Genomic DNA, 17,752 nt, shown 5'->3' with positions numbered 1-17,752 from the left:
CGCCTGTCCCCCCGCCTCTCCCCCGCCAGGGGGAGGCGGGGCGGCCCCTCTCCGTCGTACGGTGATCGCAGGGGACATGAAGGAGGGGGAGTCGCATGGCTGGATTGCGGCTGGGGCCACTACTGCGCCACGTCGATTGGGACACGGGCGGTGCGGCCACCATATGGGTCGAGTCCGACCGCCCGTGCACCGCGCAAGTGCGGTGCGCCGACGGTGCGGGCGGCAGCGTGCGCACCTTCCAGATCGCCGGCCACCATTACGCGATGGTGCCGGTGACCGGCCTGACTCCGGGCACGACGACGGAGTACGAGGTGCTCCTCGACGGCGTCCGGGTGTGGCCGCTGCCCGACGGCGGCTTCCCGGCGAGCACCATCAGCACACCGGCCGTGACGGGCTCCGCCCGGACCTCGCCCGGGCTGCGCGTCACCTTCGGATCCTGCCGGCAGGCCGCACCGCCCGCCGGGCGCCACGGGCCGCACGGCGCGGACGCGCTCGACACCCTCGCGGCGCGGCTCGCCGGCGACCCGGAGGCGGAGCGTCCGGATCTCCTGCTGCTGCTGGGCGACCAGGTGTACGCCGACGCCCTCTCCGCGGAGACCCGGCGGTGGCTCGCGGCCCGCCGCGACCTGAGGGACCCGCCCGGAGCCCAGGTCGCGGACTACGAGGAGTACACCCGCCTCTACTACGAGTCCTGGCTCGACCCGGACATCCGCTGGCTGCTGTCGACGGTGCCGAGCCTGCACATATTCGACGACCACGACGTCATCGACGACTGGAACACGAGCGCGGCGTGGTTGGCCGAGATGCGGGCGACGCCGTGGTGGCGGGAGCGCGTGCTCAGCGGGCTCATGTCGTACTGGGTGTACCAGCACCTGGGCAATCTCTCGCCCGCCGAGCTCGCGGCCGACGAGCTCTACGGGCTGGTACGGCAGACCCCGGACGGTACGGACGCGCTGCGCACCTTCGCGGCCGTGGCGGACGCCGACCCGAGCACGGTGCGCTGGAGTTACCGGCGGGACTTCGGCCGGACCCGACTGCTGATGGTGGACACCAGGGCGGCGCGGGTACTGGCCGAGAACGAGCGGGCCATGCTCGATCCGGTGGAGCAGCAGTGGCTGCGGGACAACGCCCTGGCGGGGCACGGCAGTTACGACCATCTGCTGATCGGTTCCTCGCTGCCGTGGCTGATGCCGCCGCTCATCCATGACGCCGAGACGTGGAACGCGGCGCTCTGCCGCGGGGAGCGGGGGCCGCGCTGGGCGCGGATCGGGGAGAACCTGCGCCGGCGCAGCGATCTGGAGCACTGGGCGGCGTTCCCGGCCTCGTTCGCGGCGCTGACCGACCTCATCGAGGAGGTGGGGACGGGGCCCCGGGCGCCGGCGACGGTGTGCGTGCTCTCGGGGGACGTGCACCACGCGTATGTGGCCGAGCCCCGAATACCGAGCACGTCGCGGCTGTTCCAGCTGACGTGCTCGCCCGTACACAATTCCATCCACACCGCGGTGAAGTGGGGCTTCCGGCTGGGCTGGTCGCGTACGGGGCGCTGGCTGGGGCGGGGCTTCACCCGGCACGGCCGGACGGGGCGGCCGCCGCTGAGCTGGCGCCGTACGGATGGCCCGTGGTTCGGGAACCAGCTGATGACCTTGGCGCTGGCGGGACGGACGGCCCGGTTGCGGCTGGATCAGGCACGCAAGGGCCGCACGGGTGCCCGGCTGGTGACGGTGCTCGACCGGGAGCTCGCCGGGGCGGAATGAGCCGCGGTCCGGGGCCGGTCCCGTACGGAGCGGCACGGGACGGGCACAGGACGGGGCCGGGTCCGCGGCGCGGGCCGGAGCACGGGGTGGCGCGGGGCGACGGGGCGGCGGGGCGCGGGGCGGCGGGTGCTGCTACACGGGTTGCGGCGGCGGCCCCGGGCGTCCGGGCAGTGGACACCGGGCGTACGCTGTATGGCTGTCAAGCCGCTCCTGCCGCTCCCCGCGACGTCGCGGCGCTTCATGCCGCAGCACGTCAACCGGACTGGGGAGTCACGCCTTGTTTGAGACGCTGGGGTCGCTGACCGCGAGCCCATGGATCTACGCCGTGGTGGCGGTGTCGGTCGTGCTCGACGTCTTCCTTCCGGTACTGCCCAGCGGAGTCCTCGTGATCACCGCTGCCGCGGCCGCGGCGGCGGCCGGAGCGGCGGGGCCGGTACCGGTCCCGGCGCAGGTCCCGGACATCCTGGCCCTGCTGGTGATCGCCACGACGGCCTCGGTGCTGGGCGACATGGCCGCGTACCGGTTGGCGCGGCGCGGTGGGGCCCGGCTCGACCGCGCGATCGCCCGCTCCCGCCGGTTGACGCGGGCGCACGAACGCCTCGGTACGGCTCTGGCGCGGGGCGGCGGCGCCCTGGTGGTGATCGCCCGTTTCGCTCCCGCGGGGCGCTCCGTGGTGTCCTTGGGGGCGGGCAAGACCCATCGCAAGGTGATGGAGTTCCTGCCCTGGTCGGCTCTGGCGGGCATGGCCTGGGCCGGGTACAGCGTGGCGCTCGGGTACTTCGGGACGCAGTGGCTCGGGACCCAGTGGTTGGGCACCGCGCTCTCGGTGGTCGCACTTTTCGCGGCGGGCGCGCTGGCCGCGTTCCTCGTGCGCCGCCCGGTCGCGGCGCCGGCCCGGGCCGCGTAGCCGCAGCCTGCCCGCCGTCCGCCTGCTCGTCTGCCTGCCTGCCCACCTGCTCGCGCCGGGGCGTTCCCCCGTCCGGAGCAGTGGCTCACCCGTTCACCCGGCCCCGATCGCCGGTCCCGGGCGCGGCTCCTAGCGTCGAGGCACGGTGCGAACCGAATCCGCGTCACACCCGTGGCCTGGTCGCGCCGTTTCGAGCAGCCCGAGGAGTCGTCTCCATGCATGCCAAGCCGCCTGCCACATCCCGCGCCACGCCCCTCGCCACGTCGCGCCGCATGCTGGCCGTCGCGGCCGTGACCCTCGTCGTCGCGGCCGCCACTCCCGCCACGCTCGCCTCCGCCGCCCCCTTCGCCACCGTCTCACCCACGGCCGTCGCCCCGGGCGGCCGGGTCGCCCTGAACATCGAGGGCTGCGGCACCAGGACGGGCCGGGTGACGTCGAGCGCGTTCGGTGAGGTGCGGTTGACGCCCGGCAACCTGGAGGCGACCAACCTCTTCGGCAGCGCCACCGTCTACGGCAACGCCAACCCGGGTGCGCACCGCGTCACCTTCGAGTGCGGCGGCATCGGCGGTCAGCGGGTCACCCTCTCGCTCCAGGTCACTCCGGGGGCCGCGCGCGGCGGTACCGGCGGCAGCATCGCCTCGATGAGTCCGGCGCAGATCGCGGCGGGCGGCGCGCTCGCGGCGGGCGCGCTCGCCGCCGGCGTGTGGGTGGTGCGCCGCCGCTCCAACACCGCCGCCTGAACCCCGGCCCGGCGGGGAGCGGCCGCGGCCTCCGCCGCCACTCCCCGCCCGCTCCCCCGGGGGCACCACCAGGCGCGGCTCGTACGGGGCTGCTCGTGCGGGGCTGCTCGTGCGGGGCGGCTCGTGCGGGGCGGCTCAGGCCGGGGCGGTGCGGCCCCGTACGTGCACTCCGTCGAGGAGGTCCCGGGTAGCCTCGGCGATGGCGTCCACGGCGGCGTCGAACACCTCGCGGTTGTGCGGCGCGGGCGCGCGGAAGCCCGACACCTTGCGTACGTACTGGAGCGCGGCGGCGCGGATCTCCTCCTCGGTGGCCTTCTCGGGGATGGCGGGCGGACGCAGGGTCTTGATGGAGCGGCACATACCTCTACTATCCCGCTAGCCGGGGAGCTCCGCCCCGGAAAGTTTCATGATCAGTCCGGCCTGGAGCCGGGCCTTGAGGACCGGGTCGGTGACGTCGTCGAGCAGGCCGATGGCCTGCTGCGTCGTCTCGGCGGCCCGCCGGTCGTCGCGCAGCGAGGCGGTCTGATCGGCCATGTGCTTGAGCGCGATGTCGGCCCGGCGGTGGAACAGCTGCCCGACGAGCGTCGTGACCAGTCCCACCGCGCTCATCACGACGCCGAGGTACAGCTCTCCCCCGCTCTGGGCCTTCCACACGGCGAGCGCCACACCGAAGAGCAGGATCGCCGCGCCCGCCCCGGCGAAGAGCTGGCTGGTCGCGAAGCTGCTGCGGGCCTGGGTCAGGCCGTAGGCGTAGTACTCCACGAGCAGCGGCGTGAAGTCGTCCCGCCGGTCGCCGAGTCGGGCCGTGCGCTGATGCGGGATCCCGCCGGCGTCCTGGAACCTCGGCAGCGGGTCCTGGGCGGCGGGCTCGGCCACGTGGGCGAGCAGCCGCTCCCGTTCCTCGGACCGCCGGCGCTCGAACAGGGAGCCCCGCACCAGCTCCATCGCCGCGGGCGCCCCGACCACCACCACGGCCGCGCCCGCCCCCAGGAACCACTCCGTCACCGTCGCCATGCGCTCACCCCCGCCCCGACGATCCCACCCCGGAAAGCCGCCGAAACCCCGAGGGTGCGGTGGTTCGGCAGCCGTGATCACACCCCGCTCCGCACAGCACGCGCAATCGCCTCTGATGCGGAGGAACCGGGGCGAATCTAGACTGGCGAAGCCATCAAGTCACCGACGAGGGAGACGCCCATCATGGCCAAGCGAGGCAACAAGCGACGCGCCCGCAAGAAGAAGAAGGCCAACCACGGCAAGCGCCCCAACGCCTGACCACCCCGAGCGAAGGGCCCGCAGACGCCACGGCCGCTCCCGTACCGCTCCCATCGACGCCACCCGTCGATGCGAAAGACCCCCCGCCATGATCGGCGGGGGGTCTTCTCACTGGTGGGCGTGGACGGTTTCGAACCGCCGACATCTGCTTTGTAAGAGCAGCGCTCTACCCCTGAGCTACACACCCGTGGATGAGTCGACAGCCTACATGGCAGACGCACCCCCCACGCAAACCCGTTGCGGTGGGGGAGAATGGACCGGGGCACGGCGGACGCGGTACGGGAGAGGGATTGTGACGACGGCATCCCGGCGTTGGTTCGGTGGGCGGGACGAGAGTCGGCGGGCGGATGCGCAGGCGGCGAAGGATGCCGCCGCCGCGGCGTTCTACGAGCTGGACACCGCGCAACGGGACCTGCGGATCTCGGTGGAGACCATCGCCGCCGCGGACGGGTCGCCGGCCGCGCGGCAGGCGGGTGAGGGGTTCGCCGCGCTCGGGCAGCGGATCGACCAGGTCAGTCATGTGTACATCGAGGCGATCGACGCGCACGACCTGGACCGCCCCGAGCTGGAGGCCGCCGTCGCCGCGCGGGCCGCGCAGGAGCTGACGCGGGCGCGCGAGGAGCTCGTACGGGTCAAGGCGGAGCTGGACCGGTTCGCCCAGGGTCTGCAGCCGTTGCTGGACAAGGCGGAGACCCAGCTGGCGCGGATTGCGCCCGCGCGGGAGCGGGCGAAGGCGGCGCTGCTGGCGGCGAGTGACGCGCTGGACGCGGTCCGGGCGTCGGGGATGCGGGCGGACGATCTGGCGGCGCGGCTGGCCGCGCTGGGACCGGAGTTGACCAAGCTGAACCAGGGTGCGGGCGTCCACGGGGTGCAGGCGACGGTGCAGCGCGCGGACCGGATCCTGCGGGACGCGGAGGGGATACGGGCCGAGGCCGCGCGGCTGCCGGAACGGGCCGCGGAGATCGACCGGCGGCTGGTGAGCCTGCGGACGCGGGCGCAGGCGCTGCGCAACCGGGCGGACCGGGTGGATCCGGTACTCAGCGAGTTGCGCAGGCGGTTCAGCGCGGCGTGCTGGCAGGACCTCCAGCAGGTGCCGGACGAGGCGGTACGGGACATCGCGCGCGCGGAGGAGCGGCTGCGGGACGCGGCGAGGGCGCGCGAGGAGCAGCGCTGGGTGGATGTCGGGACGCTGATCGAGGAAGTACGGGCCGCGCTGGACTCCACGGACGGGGCGGTGTCGGCGGCGCAGGACCGGCTGACGCGGTTGGAGGCGGTGGCGCGGGATCCGCAGGCGGAGGTCGACCGGACGCGGTTCGCGATCCGGGACGCGCAGCGGCTGGCGATGGCGGGCCGCAGCGTGCCGGATCCCCGGCACGCGCGGCCGCTGGACGAGGCGGTGGCGCGGGTCGCGCGGGCGCTGGCGGGGCTGGAGGAGCGGCACCCGGACTACTGGGCGTTCCTCCAGGAGATGGAGGACGTACGGGCCTCGGTGAACCGGGTCGTGTCCGGCATCCGGGACGACCTCGGCGGCCACGGGCCCGGGCAGCACGGGCACTGATCGCGAGCCGGCCCGGAGCCTCGGGGACCACCCGGCACGGGCTCCGGCACGGGGGGCCGACACGGAAAGCCCGGCGCGGGGGCTGGCACTGGACTCCGGCGCGGGGCTCCGGCGCCGGGGCCCGGCACGGGGCTACGGCGCGGGGCTCCGGCGCCGGGGCCCGGCACGGGGCTACGGCACGGGGATTCGGCACGGCGCTCCGGCACGGGGATCCGGCACGGGCTCCGGCACGGGGCGACGCGGAGAGCCCGGCGCGGGGGCTGGCACGGGACACCGGCGCGGGGGCTGCCACGGGGCTCCGGCACAGGGCCCGACACGGAGAGCCCAGCACGAGACTCCGGCACGGGGGCTGGCACGGGACACCGGCACGGGGGCTGGCACGGGACACCGGCGCGGGGGCTGGCACGGGACACCGGCGCAGGGGCTGCCACGGGGCTCCGGCACAGGGCGCCGGTGCCTGGGCCGCGCAGCGGGATGCCTTGCCAGGGGCCGGTTGTTCCGGAACCGCCGCCGGGTTGTCTCGGGGGCGGGGGCGGCGGATGCTGGGAGGGACGTACCGGCCCCGAGTGGAGGAGGGCGGTATGGCTTCGTACAGCACGCCGCGCCGAGCGCGCCTCCGGCGGCCCGTCGGTGCCCGGCTGGACGAGCACCTGCCCGTGGACCACAAACTGAGCAAGGTGTACCGGGTCGGCGCCGGGCTGACCGGTCTGCTGCTGGTGGCATTCGGGATTTTGGGGCTGGTCGACCGGGTCGGTTTCTTCGACACCGGCGGGGACCGGGTGCTGACGCTGAACACGAACGGGGCGCTGAGCGTCCTGTCGATCCTGGTGGGGCTGCTGCTGTTCGGCGGGATGATCGTGGGCGGCAACTTCGCGTCGACGCTGAACATCGTGCTGGGCCTGCTGTTCATCGCGAGCGGGTTCCTGAACCTCGCGCTGCTCGACACGGAACTGAACTTCCTGGCCTTCCGGATCCAGAACGTGCTGTTCAGCTTCGTCGTCGGGGTGATGCTGATGTGGTTCGGGATGTACGGGCGGGTGGGCAGCGCGCTGCCGCACGACAATCCGTACTGGCGTGCCCGGCACCCCGAACAGGCGGCCCGCGAGCAGCGGGCGGCCGGGGCCCGGGGCGGACGAGCCGGGCGGGGGCCGTACGGCTCCGGTCCAGGGCCGTACGCCGGGCGGGCGTAGGCCGTAGCCGCACCCGGCGGACGCAGGCCGTGCCGCACACCCGGCGGACGCAGCCCGTTCCCTGCACGCCGGGCGGGCGTAGGCCCTTGCCGTACACCGGGCGGACGCAGCCCGTTCCCCGCACGCCCGGCGGACGCAGGCCGGGCCGCACGCCCGGCGACGCAGCCCCGTGCCGCACGCCCGGCCGGCGTAGGCCGTTCGCGGGCGCTCCGGGGGTGGGGATTCCCGTGGCGGGCCCGGCGGCTTAGCCTGTGCGCATGCCTCGATACGAGTACCGCTGCCGGACCTGTGACGACACCTTTGAGGTCAGCCGGCCCATGGCCGAGTCGTCCGCCCCCGCCGACTGCCCCGCCGGGCACGCCGACACCGTCAAGCTGCTGTCCGCGGTCGCCGTGGGCGGCTCCAGCAGCGGACCGGCGCCCGCTCCGTCCATGGGCGGTGGCGGGGGCTGCTGCGGCGGTGGCGGCTGCGGCTGAGCCCGCCGCCCAGCTGAGCCCACCGCCGCCTGAGCCACGGCCCGGCCGGCCACACCCGGCCGCCGCCCGCCCACAACCCGCTACCCGGCCGCCCCCCGGCCGCCCCGCCGCATCCCGGCTGTCCCGGCCGCCGCGGCCTCAGCATGGGCGCCGACGCGTCAGCGCTTGCGCGACAAGGTGAGGCCGTCCGAGATCGCCAGCAGGACGGAGTCCATCCGCGGGTCCGCCGAGACGTGGTCGTTGAAGGCGCGCACGCCCGCCGCCGAGCCGGTGGCCGACTCGTCGAGGACGGTGCCGTGGTACAGCGTGTTGTCCGTGACGATCAGGCCGCCCGGGCGGAGCCGGGGCACCAGCTCCTCCCAGTACGCGATCTGGTTCTCCTTGTCGGCGTCCACGTAGGCGAGGTCGATGTGCGGCTCCGCCGGCATCGCGCGGAGCGTGTCCAGCGCCGGGGCGATGCGCAGCTCGATGCGGTCGGCGACGCCGGCCGCCTCCCATGCCCGCCTGCCGTACGTCGTCCACTCGTGCGAGACGTCGCAGGCGATGAGGCGGCCGCCCTCGGGCAGCGCCTGCGCCATGGACAGGGCCGAGAAGCCGGTGAAGGTGCCGACTTCCACGATGTGGCGGGCGCCCGTCAACCGGACCAGGAAGGCCAGCAGGGGGCCCTGCTCCTCCGCCGACTGCATTCCGGCGACATCGGGGAACTTCTCGTAGGTGGTCGCCACCAGCCCCCGCTGGATCTCGTCCAGCGGGGGGTTGTGGGCGAGCATGTACCGGTAGAGCTCGTCAGTGATCTTGGTGCTGTTGCCCTTGGTCATGCGCCCAGTGTGCCGAGCCGCCCCGCCTCGCGGGTGAACTCGCGGACGATTTCCTCTCCGGCCAGGACCCCCGCCGTGGCGAGGGCCGTCACCGCGGGCGCCGTCCAGCCGGCGTCCGCGAGTTCGCCGTGGCCCGGCCGCCAGGCCGCGTCCGCCGCCAGCAGCAGGTCGGCGTCGAGGAGCGAGTCGCCCGCGGCGAGCGTCGCGGTGGCTCCGGTCCGGCGGGCCACCTCGCGCATGGCCGAGCTCTTGGTCAGCGGCCGCGGCACGGCGTAGATCTTGCGACCCTGGAGGGAGACGGTCCAGCCCCGCTCCTCCGCCCACCGGGCGAGGGACTTGACCCACTCCTCGGGGACCTCGGCGCGTTCGACGACGAGGTACGCGAAGAGGTCCTCGGCCAGCCGCGCCTTGCGCAGCCACGCCGGGTCCGCCACGGCCAGCAGGTGGGCGTGCACCTCCGCCAGGGGGGCGCACTCCTCGGCCAGGCGCGCGGCGACCTGCCGCCGCCAGTCGCGGTCCGGTACGCCGTCCACCAGCAACTGGCCTCCGTTGGCGCAGATCGCGTAGCGGATCGGCCGTCCGGGGAAGCGGATGCGCTGGTACTGCTTGCGCGTGCGGGTGGTCGTCGGGACGAAGACGACCGACGGGTCGGCGGTCAGTTCCGCCAGCAGTGCCGCCGCCGCCTCCGTCATGTAGGACAGCGGCTTGCTCTCGTGCACCTCGACGCACAGCAGCCGGGGCGCCACCGGGTCGGGCATCGTCAGGCCGAGGGCGGCCGCCGAGTAAATGAGCGTGCGGTCGAGATCGCTGGCTATCAGGACAGTCACTTCGAGGCCACAGCCTTTCCGTCGGCGCCGGTGGCGCCGCGCGTGAATCGGGGGTGGATGAGTCCGACGCACGTGTACGGCAGTCCGTCGACCTCTTCCACGGGGACCCCGCGCTGCTCGGCGAGCAGCCGTACGTGGTCCAGGTCCGCCCCGGCGCCGCGCTGCGCCAGGATCTTCCACGGGACGCGGCGGAGCAGCACCCGGGTGGTCTCGCCGACTCCGGGCTTGACCAGGTTGACGTCGTGGATGCCGTACTCCTCGCTGATCCGCTCGACCGCCGCCCAGCCCTCCCAGGTCGGGGTGCGGTCGGCCGCGAGCATCTCCTTGACCTCGTCGGCGACGGCGTCGGCCACCTCGTCGAAGTGGGCGGCGACGGTGTCGACGAAGGCGACGGAGACGTCGGCCCCGGCGAGCTCGCGGTAGAACTTCGCGCCGTGGAAGTCGGCGGGTCCGACCAGGTCGGACCTGAGCACCGTACGCGAGATGAGACCGGAGACGGTGGAATTGAGACAGGCGGAGGGGATCAGGAAGTCCTCGCGGGTGCCGTACGTGGGGACGCAGGAGCCGGGGTCGGCGAGGACGACGATCTCGGGGTCGAAGCCGGGGAAGTCCGCGAGGGCGGCCTTGAGCTCGCGGGTGATGGCGCCCTTGCCGGTCCAGCCGTCGACGAACACGATGTCGGCCGGGTCGTGGTGGGCGGCCAGCCAGCGCAGGGCGTTGGCGTCGATGCCGCGGCCGCGCACGATGGAGACGGCGTAGTGCGGGAGGTCCAGGCCGTGCCGGGCCTGCGCCCAGCGGCGCATCAGCACGCCGACGGGGGTGCCGGCGCGGGCCAGGGAGACGAGGACGGGGGACGGGGAGCGTTCGGCGAGGACGGTCTCGGTGACGGTGCCGACGGCCCGGGCTATGCGGGCGGCGGACGCGGTGAGGGCGCTCTGGTAGAGCTCCTGGTACTGGGGGGACGGCTGGTACTCGACCGGGAGGGACTCGGCGTAGTGCGCACCGCCCGCCTGGATGGCCTCCTCGCGCTCCTCGGTCGGGGCCTCCAGTTCGACCTCGGAGAAGTCCTGGAGCAGCCAGCCGACGTCCTCGGGCGCGTACGAGGAGAAGGCGGGGCCGCGCAGGGGCTCGGACATGATCGGCTCCTGCCGGTCGGAGGCTTCGGGGGTGGTGGCTCGGGGGGTGTGGGACGGTACGACGGCGAGCAGGACCCGGCCGGCGTGCGGGGCGAGGCGGGCCAGGAGACCGGTGCGCAGCTCGGGGGTGTCGCCGACGGAGTCGACGACGGCGAGGACGGTGTCGAAGCCGGCTCCGGCGACGTTGTAGGCGTACCGGTCGCCGGGTCCGTCGGCGGGGGTGTCGTGGGCGGGGAAGACGAGCCGGGTGCGGATGGCGTATCCGGGGTCGTCGACGGCGAGCACCGGTGAACGGGTGGTGGTGGAGAAGCGGACCGCCTCGGCCGTGCCCGTCTCCTCCAGCGCCTTGGCGAGGCGCAGCGGCGCGTACATCAGCTCTTCGTTGCCCAGGACGAGGATGCGGCCGGGCCGCGGGCCGAGGGCGTCGGTGAGCTGCCGGGTGAGGTGGGGCAGCGCGGTGTCGAGCGCGGTGCGGTGGGCGGGGGTGAAGCCGTGCCGCCCGCCGTCGGGGACGCCGGCGGGCCAGTCGAGGGCGACCGGCTGCCAGGTGGCGTCGTGCTCCGGGCTCGGGTCGGCGGCGGAAGTCCCGGCGCCTGCCGCCGCGGCCTGCGCCCCGTCCCCGGCCTGCGCCTGCTCCCGGGCCTGCGCGGCCTCCCGGGCCTCGTACTCCTCGACCAGGGCCCGACCCTTGGCCAGCACGCCCTCCGGGAGGGACACGGTGCCCGACGCCAGCGCCACGAGGTCGACGCGCGCGCCGATCTCGGCGGCGAAGGCGGTGAGCCGGTCGCGGTCGGTCGGGGAGCGCATGTCGACGAGGGCGACCACCACGTAGTGCGCGCGGGGGTGGCGGGCGTGCAGGTCGCGGATGGTGTTGAGGACGGTGTTGCCGGTGGAGAACTCGTCGTCCACGAGGACGAGCGGCCCGCTGCCGGCGAGGAGGGCACGGTCCTCGGGCAGCAGCAGGTGCGACGTGGCGTGGGAGTGGGCCTCCTCGAAGCCTCCGGCGGGCTCCAGGCCGGGCACGGGCCGGCGGGTGGAGTGCAGGTAGGGGGCGGTGCCCAAGCCGTCGGCGACGCAGTGGCCGAGTCCGGTGGCGGTCTCGGCGTAGCCGAGGACCACGGCGCGGGCCGCGGCGGTGGTGCCGAGCAGCTCGCGGACCCGTACGCCGAGCCCGTGGCCGGCGGCGTAGACGGCCTGCGGGGACTGCGGGACGTGTTTGCCCAGCACCTGCGAGACGAGCAGGTGCGCCCGCTTGGGGTTGCGCCGCAGCGCGAGCCCGAGCAGTTCCGCGAGGCGCGGCGCTCCGGGCCCGGCGGCCCCGGAGACGGCCCCGGGGGCCTCCTCCAGGCGTACGCCCAGCCGGTCCGCGACCCAGGTTCCCGACCACACCGCTTCGATCGTCTTGCCTTTCCTCGTCGTCAAGGACGGGCTCACACCTGGAGCCCGGCCGTGAGCAGGTCGACGAAGCCGACCTCCTCCTTCGCCACACCGAAGACCTCGGCGCGCTGCATGGTGCGCTCGGCCCAGGCCCGGTGGGGCTTCACCTCGTTCATCTTGTTCGTATAGGCGGAACGCATCACTCCGCCACCGCCGCGCTCGGGTCGCAGGATGTCCTGGGCGTCACTGAACTCCTCGTGGGAGACCACTGACAGGGCGTGCACGGGCGTGACGTGGGCCGGGTGAATGCAGGTTTTTCCGAGCAGTCCGTTGGCCCGGTCGAGTTCTATCTCGCGCAGCAGCCCGTCGAGGTCGTGCTCGATCAGGGCGGTGCGCAGCTCCTCCACGCCCTCCTCCAGGAAGGGGCTGCGGCGCAGCTGGGGCTTGAAGAGGCGCTGCTGGCTGCGGAAGTACTCCCATACCGGGCCGGTGACGGTGAAACCGGTGCCGTCCGCGCGGCTGAGGACGTTGACGACGTCCGCGATGACCCCGGCCACGATCTGGACGTCGTAGGCGGTCATGTCGGGGGTGCGGCGCAGGCCGTACGCCGAGCAGAAGTCGGTCACGCCGAGGCGCAGGGCCAGGACCCGCTCGCGGTACCGGTTGACCGTGCGGGAGATGCCGGCGAGGGACTCCACCCGGGTTTCCAGGTGGAGGAGGTCGGGGGTCTCCAGGACGGGCATGGCATACAGACGGGGCAGCCCGCAGGCGGACTCCGCCTGGGCGACCGCGTCCAGGAAGGCGGTACCGCGGCTCTCCGTGAATTTGGGAAGTACGAATCCGGCCAGTCTGCGCGCGGAGCCGCCCAGGCGGCGTACGAGGTCGGGTATCTGCTCGGGCGTACGCACCCGGACGAACAGCAGCGGAAGCTCGGTCTCGTCCGCGTCGAGCTCGGCGAACTGCCGTACGAGGTTCTCCTCGCCCCCGGCGACGTCCGCGTCGCTGATGGAATCCTCCAGGCAGAGGACCATGGAGACGACTCCGCGGCCGGCCTGCTTGCGGATGTCGTCGGCGAGTCTGGGGCGGGTGGCGGGGCTGTACAGGGTGGCACCCAGGGCGGCGGCCAGCGTGCGGACGGGCGAGGCTCCGGTGAACTCCGCCGGTTCCTGATGGAAGAGGTCCTTTCGGACGGTGGGCGATATGTGCCCGAAGTGACGCATGCGCTTCCCTCGTACTGCCTCGGCGGCCCAACTGGCGTGGCCGGTAATAGTACGTACGAACGTAAGTCGTAAGTTCCTCAAGCACATGAAGTTCAGGTAACCCTCTTGCACCATGCCCAGCTCTCCCGTTCTAAACAAGGCCCACCGGGGGGCCGCATTGTCCCGATCCACCCGGGGAGGGCAGGATGACGGGCATGACGCACGCGATGCAGAAGGGCTCGAACATCCCGGTGACCGCCGTGGCGGTGCGGGCGGTGCTGCGCTGGACCAGCGGCCCCGAGGTACCGGACGTGGACGCCTCCGCGCTGCTCGTGGGCGCGGACGGCCGGGTGCGTTCGGACGAGGACTTCGTGTTCTACAACCAGCCCCGCCACCCCTCGGGGGCGGTGTGGCGCCTGGGCAAGAAGCAGCTCGGCGAGGCGGTCACCGACGCCGTGCAGGCCGATCTGCGGACGGTGACCCCGGCGGTGGACCGCATCCTGGTGGTCGCCTCCGCGGAGGACGTCCCCTTCCAGCACGTCCGCGACCTGCGGATCCTGCTCTACGACGCCACCGCGACCGGGGCCTCCGAGCCGCTGGCCTTCTTCGACGTACGGCCCGAGACGGGCGCCGAGACGGCGCTGATCTGCGGGGAGCTGTACCGCAGGGGCGAGGGGTGGAAGTTCCGCGCGCTCGGCGAGGGTTACTCCGACGGGCTGATCGGGCTGGCGACGGACCACGGCATCTCGGTCGACGACAGCGCGGGCGAGGCCGCCGCGAGCCCGGCCCCGGGGCCCACCTCCGAGCAGACGGCCGCGATGGCGCCGCCCACGCAGGCCCCGCCGGCCGATCCGCCCGCGTACGGGTACCCGCAGCCGGTCTCCCCGGTCCCGGTGCCGGGACCGGGCGGCGATCCGTCGTTCCGGCTGCCGGTGCAGGGTCCGCAGTTCATCCGCCGCTGACGGGCCCCGGTGCGGGCGGGGCAGGTCCCCGGCGCGGGCCCCGGCAGGGGCGCGCGCGGGGCCGTCAGGCTTTGGTGGACTTGTAGCCCCGCCCCCACTGGAGCCCCCAGCCGTACAGCCGGTCCAGCTCGGCCTGGAACCCGTAGACGAACTTCACCTCGCGCCGCACGACGAGCTCGCCCTTGACCTTCTCCAGCGAGACCACCGCGCAGGACCGGGCCTGGGGCTGCCGCTCCTCCAGCGGGATCTCGATCCGCGGCCCCGTGACGGGGTAGAGGGTCACCATGGCGTGCGTCCGGTCGAAGGCCGGGGTCTGGTCGTAGATGTAGACGAAGACCAGCAGCCGTTTGATCTCGTCCGCGTGGTCGAGGTTGACGTAGAGGGTCTCGCCGGAGGCCGAGCCGAACCGGTCGTCCCCGCTGAGCTTGACGTACGGCGGGTCGTTGATGTCGCCGAGCAGGTTCCCCAGGGGCTGCACGGCGCCCCGGGTGCCGTCGGTCAGTTCGTACAGGCAGCCCATGTCGAGGTCGACGTTGACCATGCCCTGGGTGTGCGCCTGCACCATGTCGGGCTTGAACAGCTTGAACGGATGCCGGAAGAGCTGGCCGCTCTGGCCGCTGCGACCGCCGATGTCCGAGGTGCGCATGCGCCAGGAGAGGTTCACGCGCAGATTGCCGTGGACCGCCCCCTGTTTGGTGAGCGACACGGTCGGATGCCGCTTGGTCAGCTCGATCGCGTTCGACGAGGCACTGCCCGACTGGAAGTGCACCGCCCGGCTGCCCCTGATGCCGTCGAAGAAACCCATCCCCTGCCCCCTGGCTCCTTTTTCGTCCCCTTGCGTCCCTACGGAAGCGGGGCGGCCCGCCGGGTCCTCGGACCCGCCCGGCCGCCCCGCCATGGAGCGTTCCGCATTACCGCCGCGATCATGCCTTCGCGGCGGAGTCCTCCAGTTCGAGGCGCTTGTTGCGGCGCACCGAGGACCAGAAGGAGGCCGCGATCAGCACCACGCCGATGAGGCCGGTGATGATCTCGCTGATCTCGTGCTGGATGGTGATCAGCAGGATGGCCGCGAGCGCACCGATCGCGTAGTGCGCACCGTGCTCCAGGTAGACGTAGTCGTCGAGGGTGCCCTGGCGGACCAGATAGACCGTGAGCGACCGGACGTACATGGCGCCGATGCCGAGGCCGAGCGCCATCCAGAAGATGTGGTTGGTGATGGCGAAGGCGCCGATGACCCCGTCGAAGGAGAACGAGGCGTCGAGGACCTCAAGGTAGAGGAAGAGGAAGAAGGCGGCCTTGCCGGCCAGTCCGACGGCGGAGACGGGCTTGCCCGCGGCCGCGGCCTGCACCTCCTCTTCGTGCTCGCGCTCCTCTTCCTCCTCCAGCTTGTCCTCGAAGAACGAGGAGAGGCCGCCGACGACGAGGTACGTGATCAGACCGGCGACGCCGGCGAGCAGCACGGTGGCGGACTTGTCCGCGTGGCCGGTGCTGGTGTGCGCGTTGACCGCGAAGGTCATCGCCGAGACGAGCAGGGCGATGAGGGCGATGCAGACCGACAGCATGTCGACCTTGCCGAGCTTGGCCAGCGGGCGCTCCAGCCAGGAGAGCCACTTGTGCTCCCGGTCCTCGAAGACGAAGTCGAGGAAGATCATCAGCAGGAACATGCCACCGAAGGCGGCGATGGCCGGGTGCGCGTCGGTGACCAGGGCCTCGTACTGCTCGGGGTGGTCCAGGGCCAACTGGATGGCCTCGATGGGGCCGACCTTGGCACTGATGGCGACGATCGCCACCGGGAAGACCAGCCTCATACCGAAGACGGCGATCAGAATGCCGATAGTGAGGAAGATCTTCTGCCAGAAGGCGTTCATCTTCTTCAGGATTCCGGCATTGACGACCGCGTTGTCGAAGGACAGCGAGATTTCGAGGATCGACAGGATCAGTACGACCCCGAACGCCTCCCACCCCCACTGCCACGCGGCAAAGGCGAGGCCGAGCGCCGTGATGGCGAACGACCAGCCGAAGGTTTTCAGAACCACTGGCACCTGACACCCCATACGTCTTGTTGCGGCTTTACGAAACGTTGACCCCGAAGTCTAGAGCGATGCCCCGCAGCCCCGACGCGTACCCCTGCCCCACGGCCCGGAACTTCCATTCGCCTCCGTACCGGTAGACCTCGCCGAAGATCATCGCGGTCTCGCTGGAGGCGTCCTCGGAGAGGTCGTAGCGGGCCAACTCCTGCCCGTCCGCCTGGTTCACGACGCGGATGTAGGCGTTGCTGACCTGGCCGAAGCTCTGGCGGCGGTTGTCCGCGTCGTGGATCGAGACCGGGAAGACGATCTTGTCCACGTTCTCCGGGACCTTGGTGAGGTCGATGATGATGGTCTCGTCGTCCCCGTCGCCCTCGCCGGTGAGGTTGTCGCCCGTATGTTCCACGGAGCCGTCGGGGCTCATCAGGTTGTTGTAGAAGACGAAGTAGCTGTCCCCCAGCACCCGGCCGCTGTTGCACAGCAGTGCGCTGGCGTCGAGGTCGAAGTCGGCCCCCGTGGTCGAGCGTGCGTCCCAGCCGAGGCCGATCAGGATCCTGGTGAGGTTCGGTGCGGCCTTGGAGAGGGAGACATTGCCCCCCTTGGCGAGTGTGACGCCCATGTTGTGGTCCTCCCCGGACGACGGTGTTGCGGGTGCGGCGCGGTACGCCGGCAGAGCGGGTGAAGCGCGTGGAGCGGGCAAGGCGGGCACAGCCGCCGGAGCGGGCCCGGCCGCCAAAGCCGGTCCGGCGCCGTACACACAGTGCACGGCGCCGGACGGACGGACTACTACTACGGGCTCAGAGGCTCAGACGTTGACGCCGAAGTCCTGCGCGATGCCGCGCAGGCCGGAGGCGTAGCCCTGGCCGATGGCGCGGAACTTCCACTCCGCGCCGTTGCGGTAGAGCTCGCCGAAGACCATGGCCGTCTCGGTCGAGGCGTCCTCGGAGAGGTCGTAGCGGGCGAGCTCGGTGTTGTCGGCCTGGTTCACGACGCGGATGTACGCGTTGCGGACCTGGCCGAAGCTCTGCTGGCGGCTCTCGGCCTCGTAGATCGAGACCGGGAAGACGATCTTGGCGACATCGGCGGGGACACCGGCGAGGTTGACCTTGATGGCCTCGTCGTCGCCCTCGCCCTCTCCGGTGGTGTTGTCACCGGTGTGCTCGACCGAGCCGTCGGGGCTCTTCAGGTTGTTGAAGAACACGAAGTTCGCGTCGCTGGCGACCTTGCCCTGGTCGCTGGTCAGGATCGCGCTGGCGTCGAGGTCGAAGTCGACACCGGTGGTGGTGCGAGCGTCCCAGCCCAGACCGACGATGACCGCCGTCAGGTTAGGCGCGGCCTTGGTCAGCGAGACGTTGCCGCCCTTGCTGAGGCTGACTCCCACGGGTCCTCCATAGGTTTCGTGTGGGGCGGTGCCCCGTCGTGCGTTTGCTACCGGATCAACGTTTCGATCCTAGTGACGGGTTCCCGCCCGCAAGCGGTTTTCGCGGGGAACTGCGGCGGTGAGCCGAC

Annotated in this window: 18 protein-coding genes and 1 tRNA gene; 8 read left to right on the top strand and 11 right to left on the bottom strand. The window is 72.6% G+C overall.

Features of this window, described 5'->3' with window-relative positions; genetic code table 11:
• Window positions 1–95 precede the first annotated feature (95 nt).
• The 3 genes from ACWFQ8_RS22240 to ACWFQ8_RS22230 all read left to right on the top strand — a co-directional run bounded on the left by ACWFQ8_RS22240 (window position 96) and on the right by ACWFQ8_RS22230 (window position 3,401).
• Window positions 96–1,754: an alkaline phosphatase D family protein gene (locus tag ACWFQ8_RS22240; protein ID WP_453787997.1), complete on the top strand. Its 1,659-nt coding sequence runs from the start codon at window positions 96–98 to the stop codon at window positions 1,752–1,754.
• Window positions 1,755–2,031: 277 nt separating this feature from the next.
• Window positions 2,032–2,661 carry a DedA family protein gene (locus tag ACWFQ8_RS22235; protein ID WP_453787996.1) on the top strand — a complete coding sequence of 210 codons (630 nt, stop codon included), beginning with the start codon at window positions 2,032–2,034 and terminating at the stop codon, window positions 2,659–2,661.
• A 215-nt stretch (window positions 2,662–2,876) separates the two neighbouring features.
• Window positions 2,877–3,401 (top strand): hypothetical protein, encoded by a 525-nt coding sequence (locus tag ACWFQ8_RS22230; protein WP_453787995.1) that lies wholly within the window; start codon window positions 2,877–2,879, stop codon window positions 3,399–3,401.
• 135 nt (window positions 3,402–3,536) lie between these two features.
• Here ACWFQ8_RS22230 and ACWFQ8_RS22225 read toward each other — a convergent pair whose 3' ends face one another.
• Together ACWFQ8_RS22225 and ACWFQ8_RS22220 are read right to left on the bottom strand one after the other, a co-directional pair.
• Window positions 3,537–3,761 carry a DUF2277 domain-containing protein gene (locus ACWFQ8_RS22225; RefSeq protein WP_453787994.1) on the bottom strand — a complete coding sequence of 75 codons (225 nt, stop codon included), beginning with the start codon at window positions 3,759–3,761 and terminating at the stop codon, window positions 3,537–3,539.
• Between the two features lie 15 nt (window positions 3,762–3,776).
• Window positions 3,777–4,415 carry a TRADD-N-associated membrane domain-containing protein gene (locus tag ACWFQ8_RS22220; protein ID WP_453787993.1) on the bottom strand — a complete coding sequence of 213 codons (639 nt, stop codon included), beginning with the start codon at window positions 4,413–4,415 and terminating at the stop codon, window positions 3,777–3,779.
• Window positions 4,416–4,598: 183 nt separating this feature from the next.
• On the opposite strand from ACWFQ8_RS22220, the gene ACWFQ8_RS22215 reads away from it, so the two are divergent.
• A complete protein-coding gene (locus ACWFQ8_RS22215) occupies window positions 4,599–4,673 on the top strand; it encodes a 50S ribosomal protein bL37 (protein ID WP_100661309.1) in 75 nt (24 codons plus the stop codon).
• A gap of 112 nt (window positions 4,674–4,785) precedes the next feature.
• Here ACWFQ8_RS22215 and ACWFQ8_RS22210 read toward each other — a convergent pair.
• Window positions 4,786–4,860 (bottom strand) — tRNA-Val (locus tag ACWFQ8_RS22210).
• A gap of 105 nt (window positions 4,861–4,965) precedes the next feature.
• Between ACWFQ8_RS22210 and ACWFQ8_RS22205 the strand changes: the two genes are divergently transcribed.
• The 3 genes from ACWFQ8_RS22205 to ACWFQ8_RS22195 all read left to right on the top strand — a co-directional run bounded on the left by ACWFQ8_RS22205 (window position 4,966) and on the right by ACWFQ8_RS22195 (window position 7,897).
• Window positions 4,966–6,231 carry a hypothetical protein gene (locus tag ACWFQ8_RS22205; protein WP_453787992.1) on the top strand — a complete coding sequence of 422 codons (1,266 nt, stop codon included), beginning with the start codon at window positions 4,966–4,968 and terminating at the stop codon, window positions 6,229–6,231.
• A 581-nt stretch (window positions 6,232–6,812) separates the two neighbouring features.
• Window positions 6,813–7,421 (top strand): DUF4383 domain-containing protein, encoded by a 609-nt coding sequence (locus ACWFQ8_RS22200; protein ID WP_453787991.1) that lies wholly within the window; start codon window positions 6,813–6,815, stop codon window positions 7,419–7,421.
• 257 nt (window positions 7,422–7,678) lie between these two features.
• Window positions 7,679–7,897: an FmdB family zinc ribbon protein gene (locus ACWFQ8_RS22195; protein ID WP_453787990.1), complete on the top strand. Its 219-nt coding sequence runs from the start codon at window positions 7,679–7,681 to the stop codon at window positions 7,895–7,897.
• A gap of 158 nt (window positions 7,898–8,055) precedes the next feature.
• On the opposite strand, the gene ACWFQ8_RS22190 is transcribed toward ACWFQ8_RS22195, so the two are convergent.
• Genes ACWFQ8_RS22190 through ACWFQ8_RS22175 form a run of 4 tightly spaced genes read right to left on the bottom strand, consistent with a single transcriptional unit; the run spans window position 8,056 to window position 13,275 of the window.
• A complete protein-coding gene (locus ACWFQ8_RS22190; RefSeq protein ID WP_453787989.1) occupies window positions 8,056–8,715 on the bottom strand; it encodes an O-methyltransferase in 660 nt (219 codons plus the stop codon).
• The gene (locus ACWFQ8_RS22185; protein WP_453787988.1) at window positions 8,712–9,542 is read right to left on the bottom strand and encodes an HAD family hydrolase; all 831 of its coding nucleotides are present in this window, start codon (window positions 9,540–9,542) and stop codon (window positions 8,712–8,714) included. Before ACWFQ8_RS22185 ends, ACWFQ8_RS22190 begins: the two co-directional genes overlap by 4 nt.
• Complete coding sequence (locus tag ACWFQ8_RS22180; protein WP_453788015.1) at window positions 9,539–12,076, bottom strand: phosphoribosyltransferase; 2,538 nt, start codon at window positions 12,074–12,076, stop codon at window positions 9,539–9,541. The genes ACWFQ8_RS22185 and ACWFQ8_RS22180 overlap by 4 nt, the downstream gene beginning before the upstream one ends.
• A gap of 32 nt (window positions 12,077–12,108) precedes the next feature.
• Entirely contained in the window at window positions 12,109–13,275 is a 1,167-nt protein-coding gene (locus tag ACWFQ8_RS22175; RefSeq protein WP_453787987.1) for an HpcH/HpaI aldolase/citrate lyase family protein, read from the bottom strand.
• 194 nt (window positions 13,276–13,469) lie between these two features.
• Between ACWFQ8_RS22175 and ACWFQ8_RS22170 the strand changes: the two genes are divergently transcribed.
• Window positions 13,470–14,216, top strand: coding sequence for a TerD family protein (locus tag ACWFQ8_RS22170; RefSeq protein ID WP_453787986.1), 747 nt, complete (start codon window positions 13,470–13,472; stop codon window positions 14,214–14,216).
• A 64-nt stretch (window positions 14,217–14,280) separates the two neighbouring features.
• Here ACWFQ8_RS22170 and ACWFQ8_RS22165 read toward each other — a convergent pair whose 3' ends face one another.
• The 4 genes from ACWFQ8_RS22165 to ACWFQ8_RS22150 all read right to left on the bottom strand — a co-directional run bounded on the left by ACWFQ8_RS22165 (window position 14,281) and on the right by ACWFQ8_RS22150 (window position 17,624).
• Window positions 14,281–15,021, bottom strand: coding sequence for a TerD family protein (locus tag ACWFQ8_RS22165; RefSeq protein ID WP_453787985.1), 741 nt, complete (start codon window positions 15,019–15,021; stop codon window positions 14,281–14,283).
• Between the two features lie 118 nt (window positions 15,022–15,139).
• On the bottom strand, window positions 15,140–16,252 hold the full coding sequence (locus ACWFQ8_RS22160; RefSeq protein WP_453788014.1) for a DUF475 domain-containing protein: 1,113 nt from the start codon (window positions 16,250–16,252) through the stop codon (window positions 15,140–15,142).
• A gap of 34 nt (window positions 16,253–16,286) precedes the next feature.
• The gene (locus ACWFQ8_RS22155) at window positions 16,287–16,862 is read right to left on the bottom strand and encodes a TerD family protein (RefSeq protein WP_453787984.1); all 576 of its coding nucleotides are present in this window, start codon (window positions 16,860–16,862) and stop codon (window positions 16,287–16,289) included.
• A gap of 186 nt (window positions 16,863–17,048) precedes the next feature.
• Complete coding sequence (locus ACWFQ8_RS22150; protein WP_453787983.1) at window positions 17,049–17,624, bottom strand: TerD family protein; 576 nt, start codon at window positions 17,622–17,624, stop codon at window positions 17,049–17,051.
• Window positions 17,625–17,752 lie beyond the last annotated feature (128 nt).

The sequence above is a fragment of the Streptomyces sp. NPDC055254 genome (assembly GCF_053606025.1).
The sequence above is the reverse complement of the archived record's forward strand: the minus strand, read 5'-3'. Positions and strand labels throughout refer to the sequence as shown.

Bases quoted from the DNA above. Each gene is read 5' to 3' on its own strand.
- ACWFQ8_RS22240 (WP_453787997.1), top strand. From the start codon at position 96: ATGGCTGGATTGCGGCTGGGGCCACTACTGCGCCACGTCGATTGGGAC.
- ACWFQ8_RS22230 (WP_453787995.1), top strand. From the start codon at position 2,877: ATGCATGCCAAGCCGCCTGCCACATCCCGCGCCACGCCCCTCGCCACG.
- ACWFQ8_RS22225 (WP_453787994.1), bottom strand. From the start codon at position 3,761: ATGTGCCGCTCCATCAAGACCCTGCGTCCGCCCGCCATCCCCGAGAAG.
- ACWFQ8_RS22220 (WP_453787993.1), bottom strand. From the start codon at position 4,415: ATGGCGACGGTGACGGAGTGGTTCCTGGGGGCGGGCGCGGCCGTGGTG.
- ACWFQ8_RS22200 (WP_453787991.1), top strand. From the start codon at position 6,813: ATGGCTTCGTACAGCACGCCGCGCCGAGCGCGCCTCCGGCGGCCCGTC.
- ACWFQ8_RS22195 (WP_453787990.1), top strand. From the start codon at position 7,679: ATGCCTCGATACGAGTACCGCTGCCGGACCTGTGACGACACCTTTGAG.
- ACWFQ8_RS22190 (WP_453787989.1), bottom strand. From the start codon at position 8,715: ATGACCAAGGGCAACAGCACCAAGATCACTGACGAGCTCTACCGGTAC.
- ACWFQ8_RS22175 (WP_453787987.1), bottom strand. From the start codon at position 13,275: ATGCGTCACTTCGGGCACATATCGCCCACCGTCCGAAAGGACCTCTTC.
- ACWFQ8_RS22170 (WP_453787986.1), top strand. From the start codon at position 13,470: ATGACGCACGCGATGCAGAAGGGCTCGAACATCCCGGTGACCGCCGTG.
- ACWFQ8_RS22165 (WP_453787985.1), bottom strand. From the start codon at position 15,021: ATGGGTTTCTTCGACGGCATCAGGGGCAGCCGGGCGGTGCACTTCCAG.
- ACWFQ8_RS22155 (WP_453787984.1), bottom strand. From the start codon at position 16,862: ATGGGCGTCACACTCGCCAAGGGGGGCAATGTCTCCCTCTCCAAGGCC.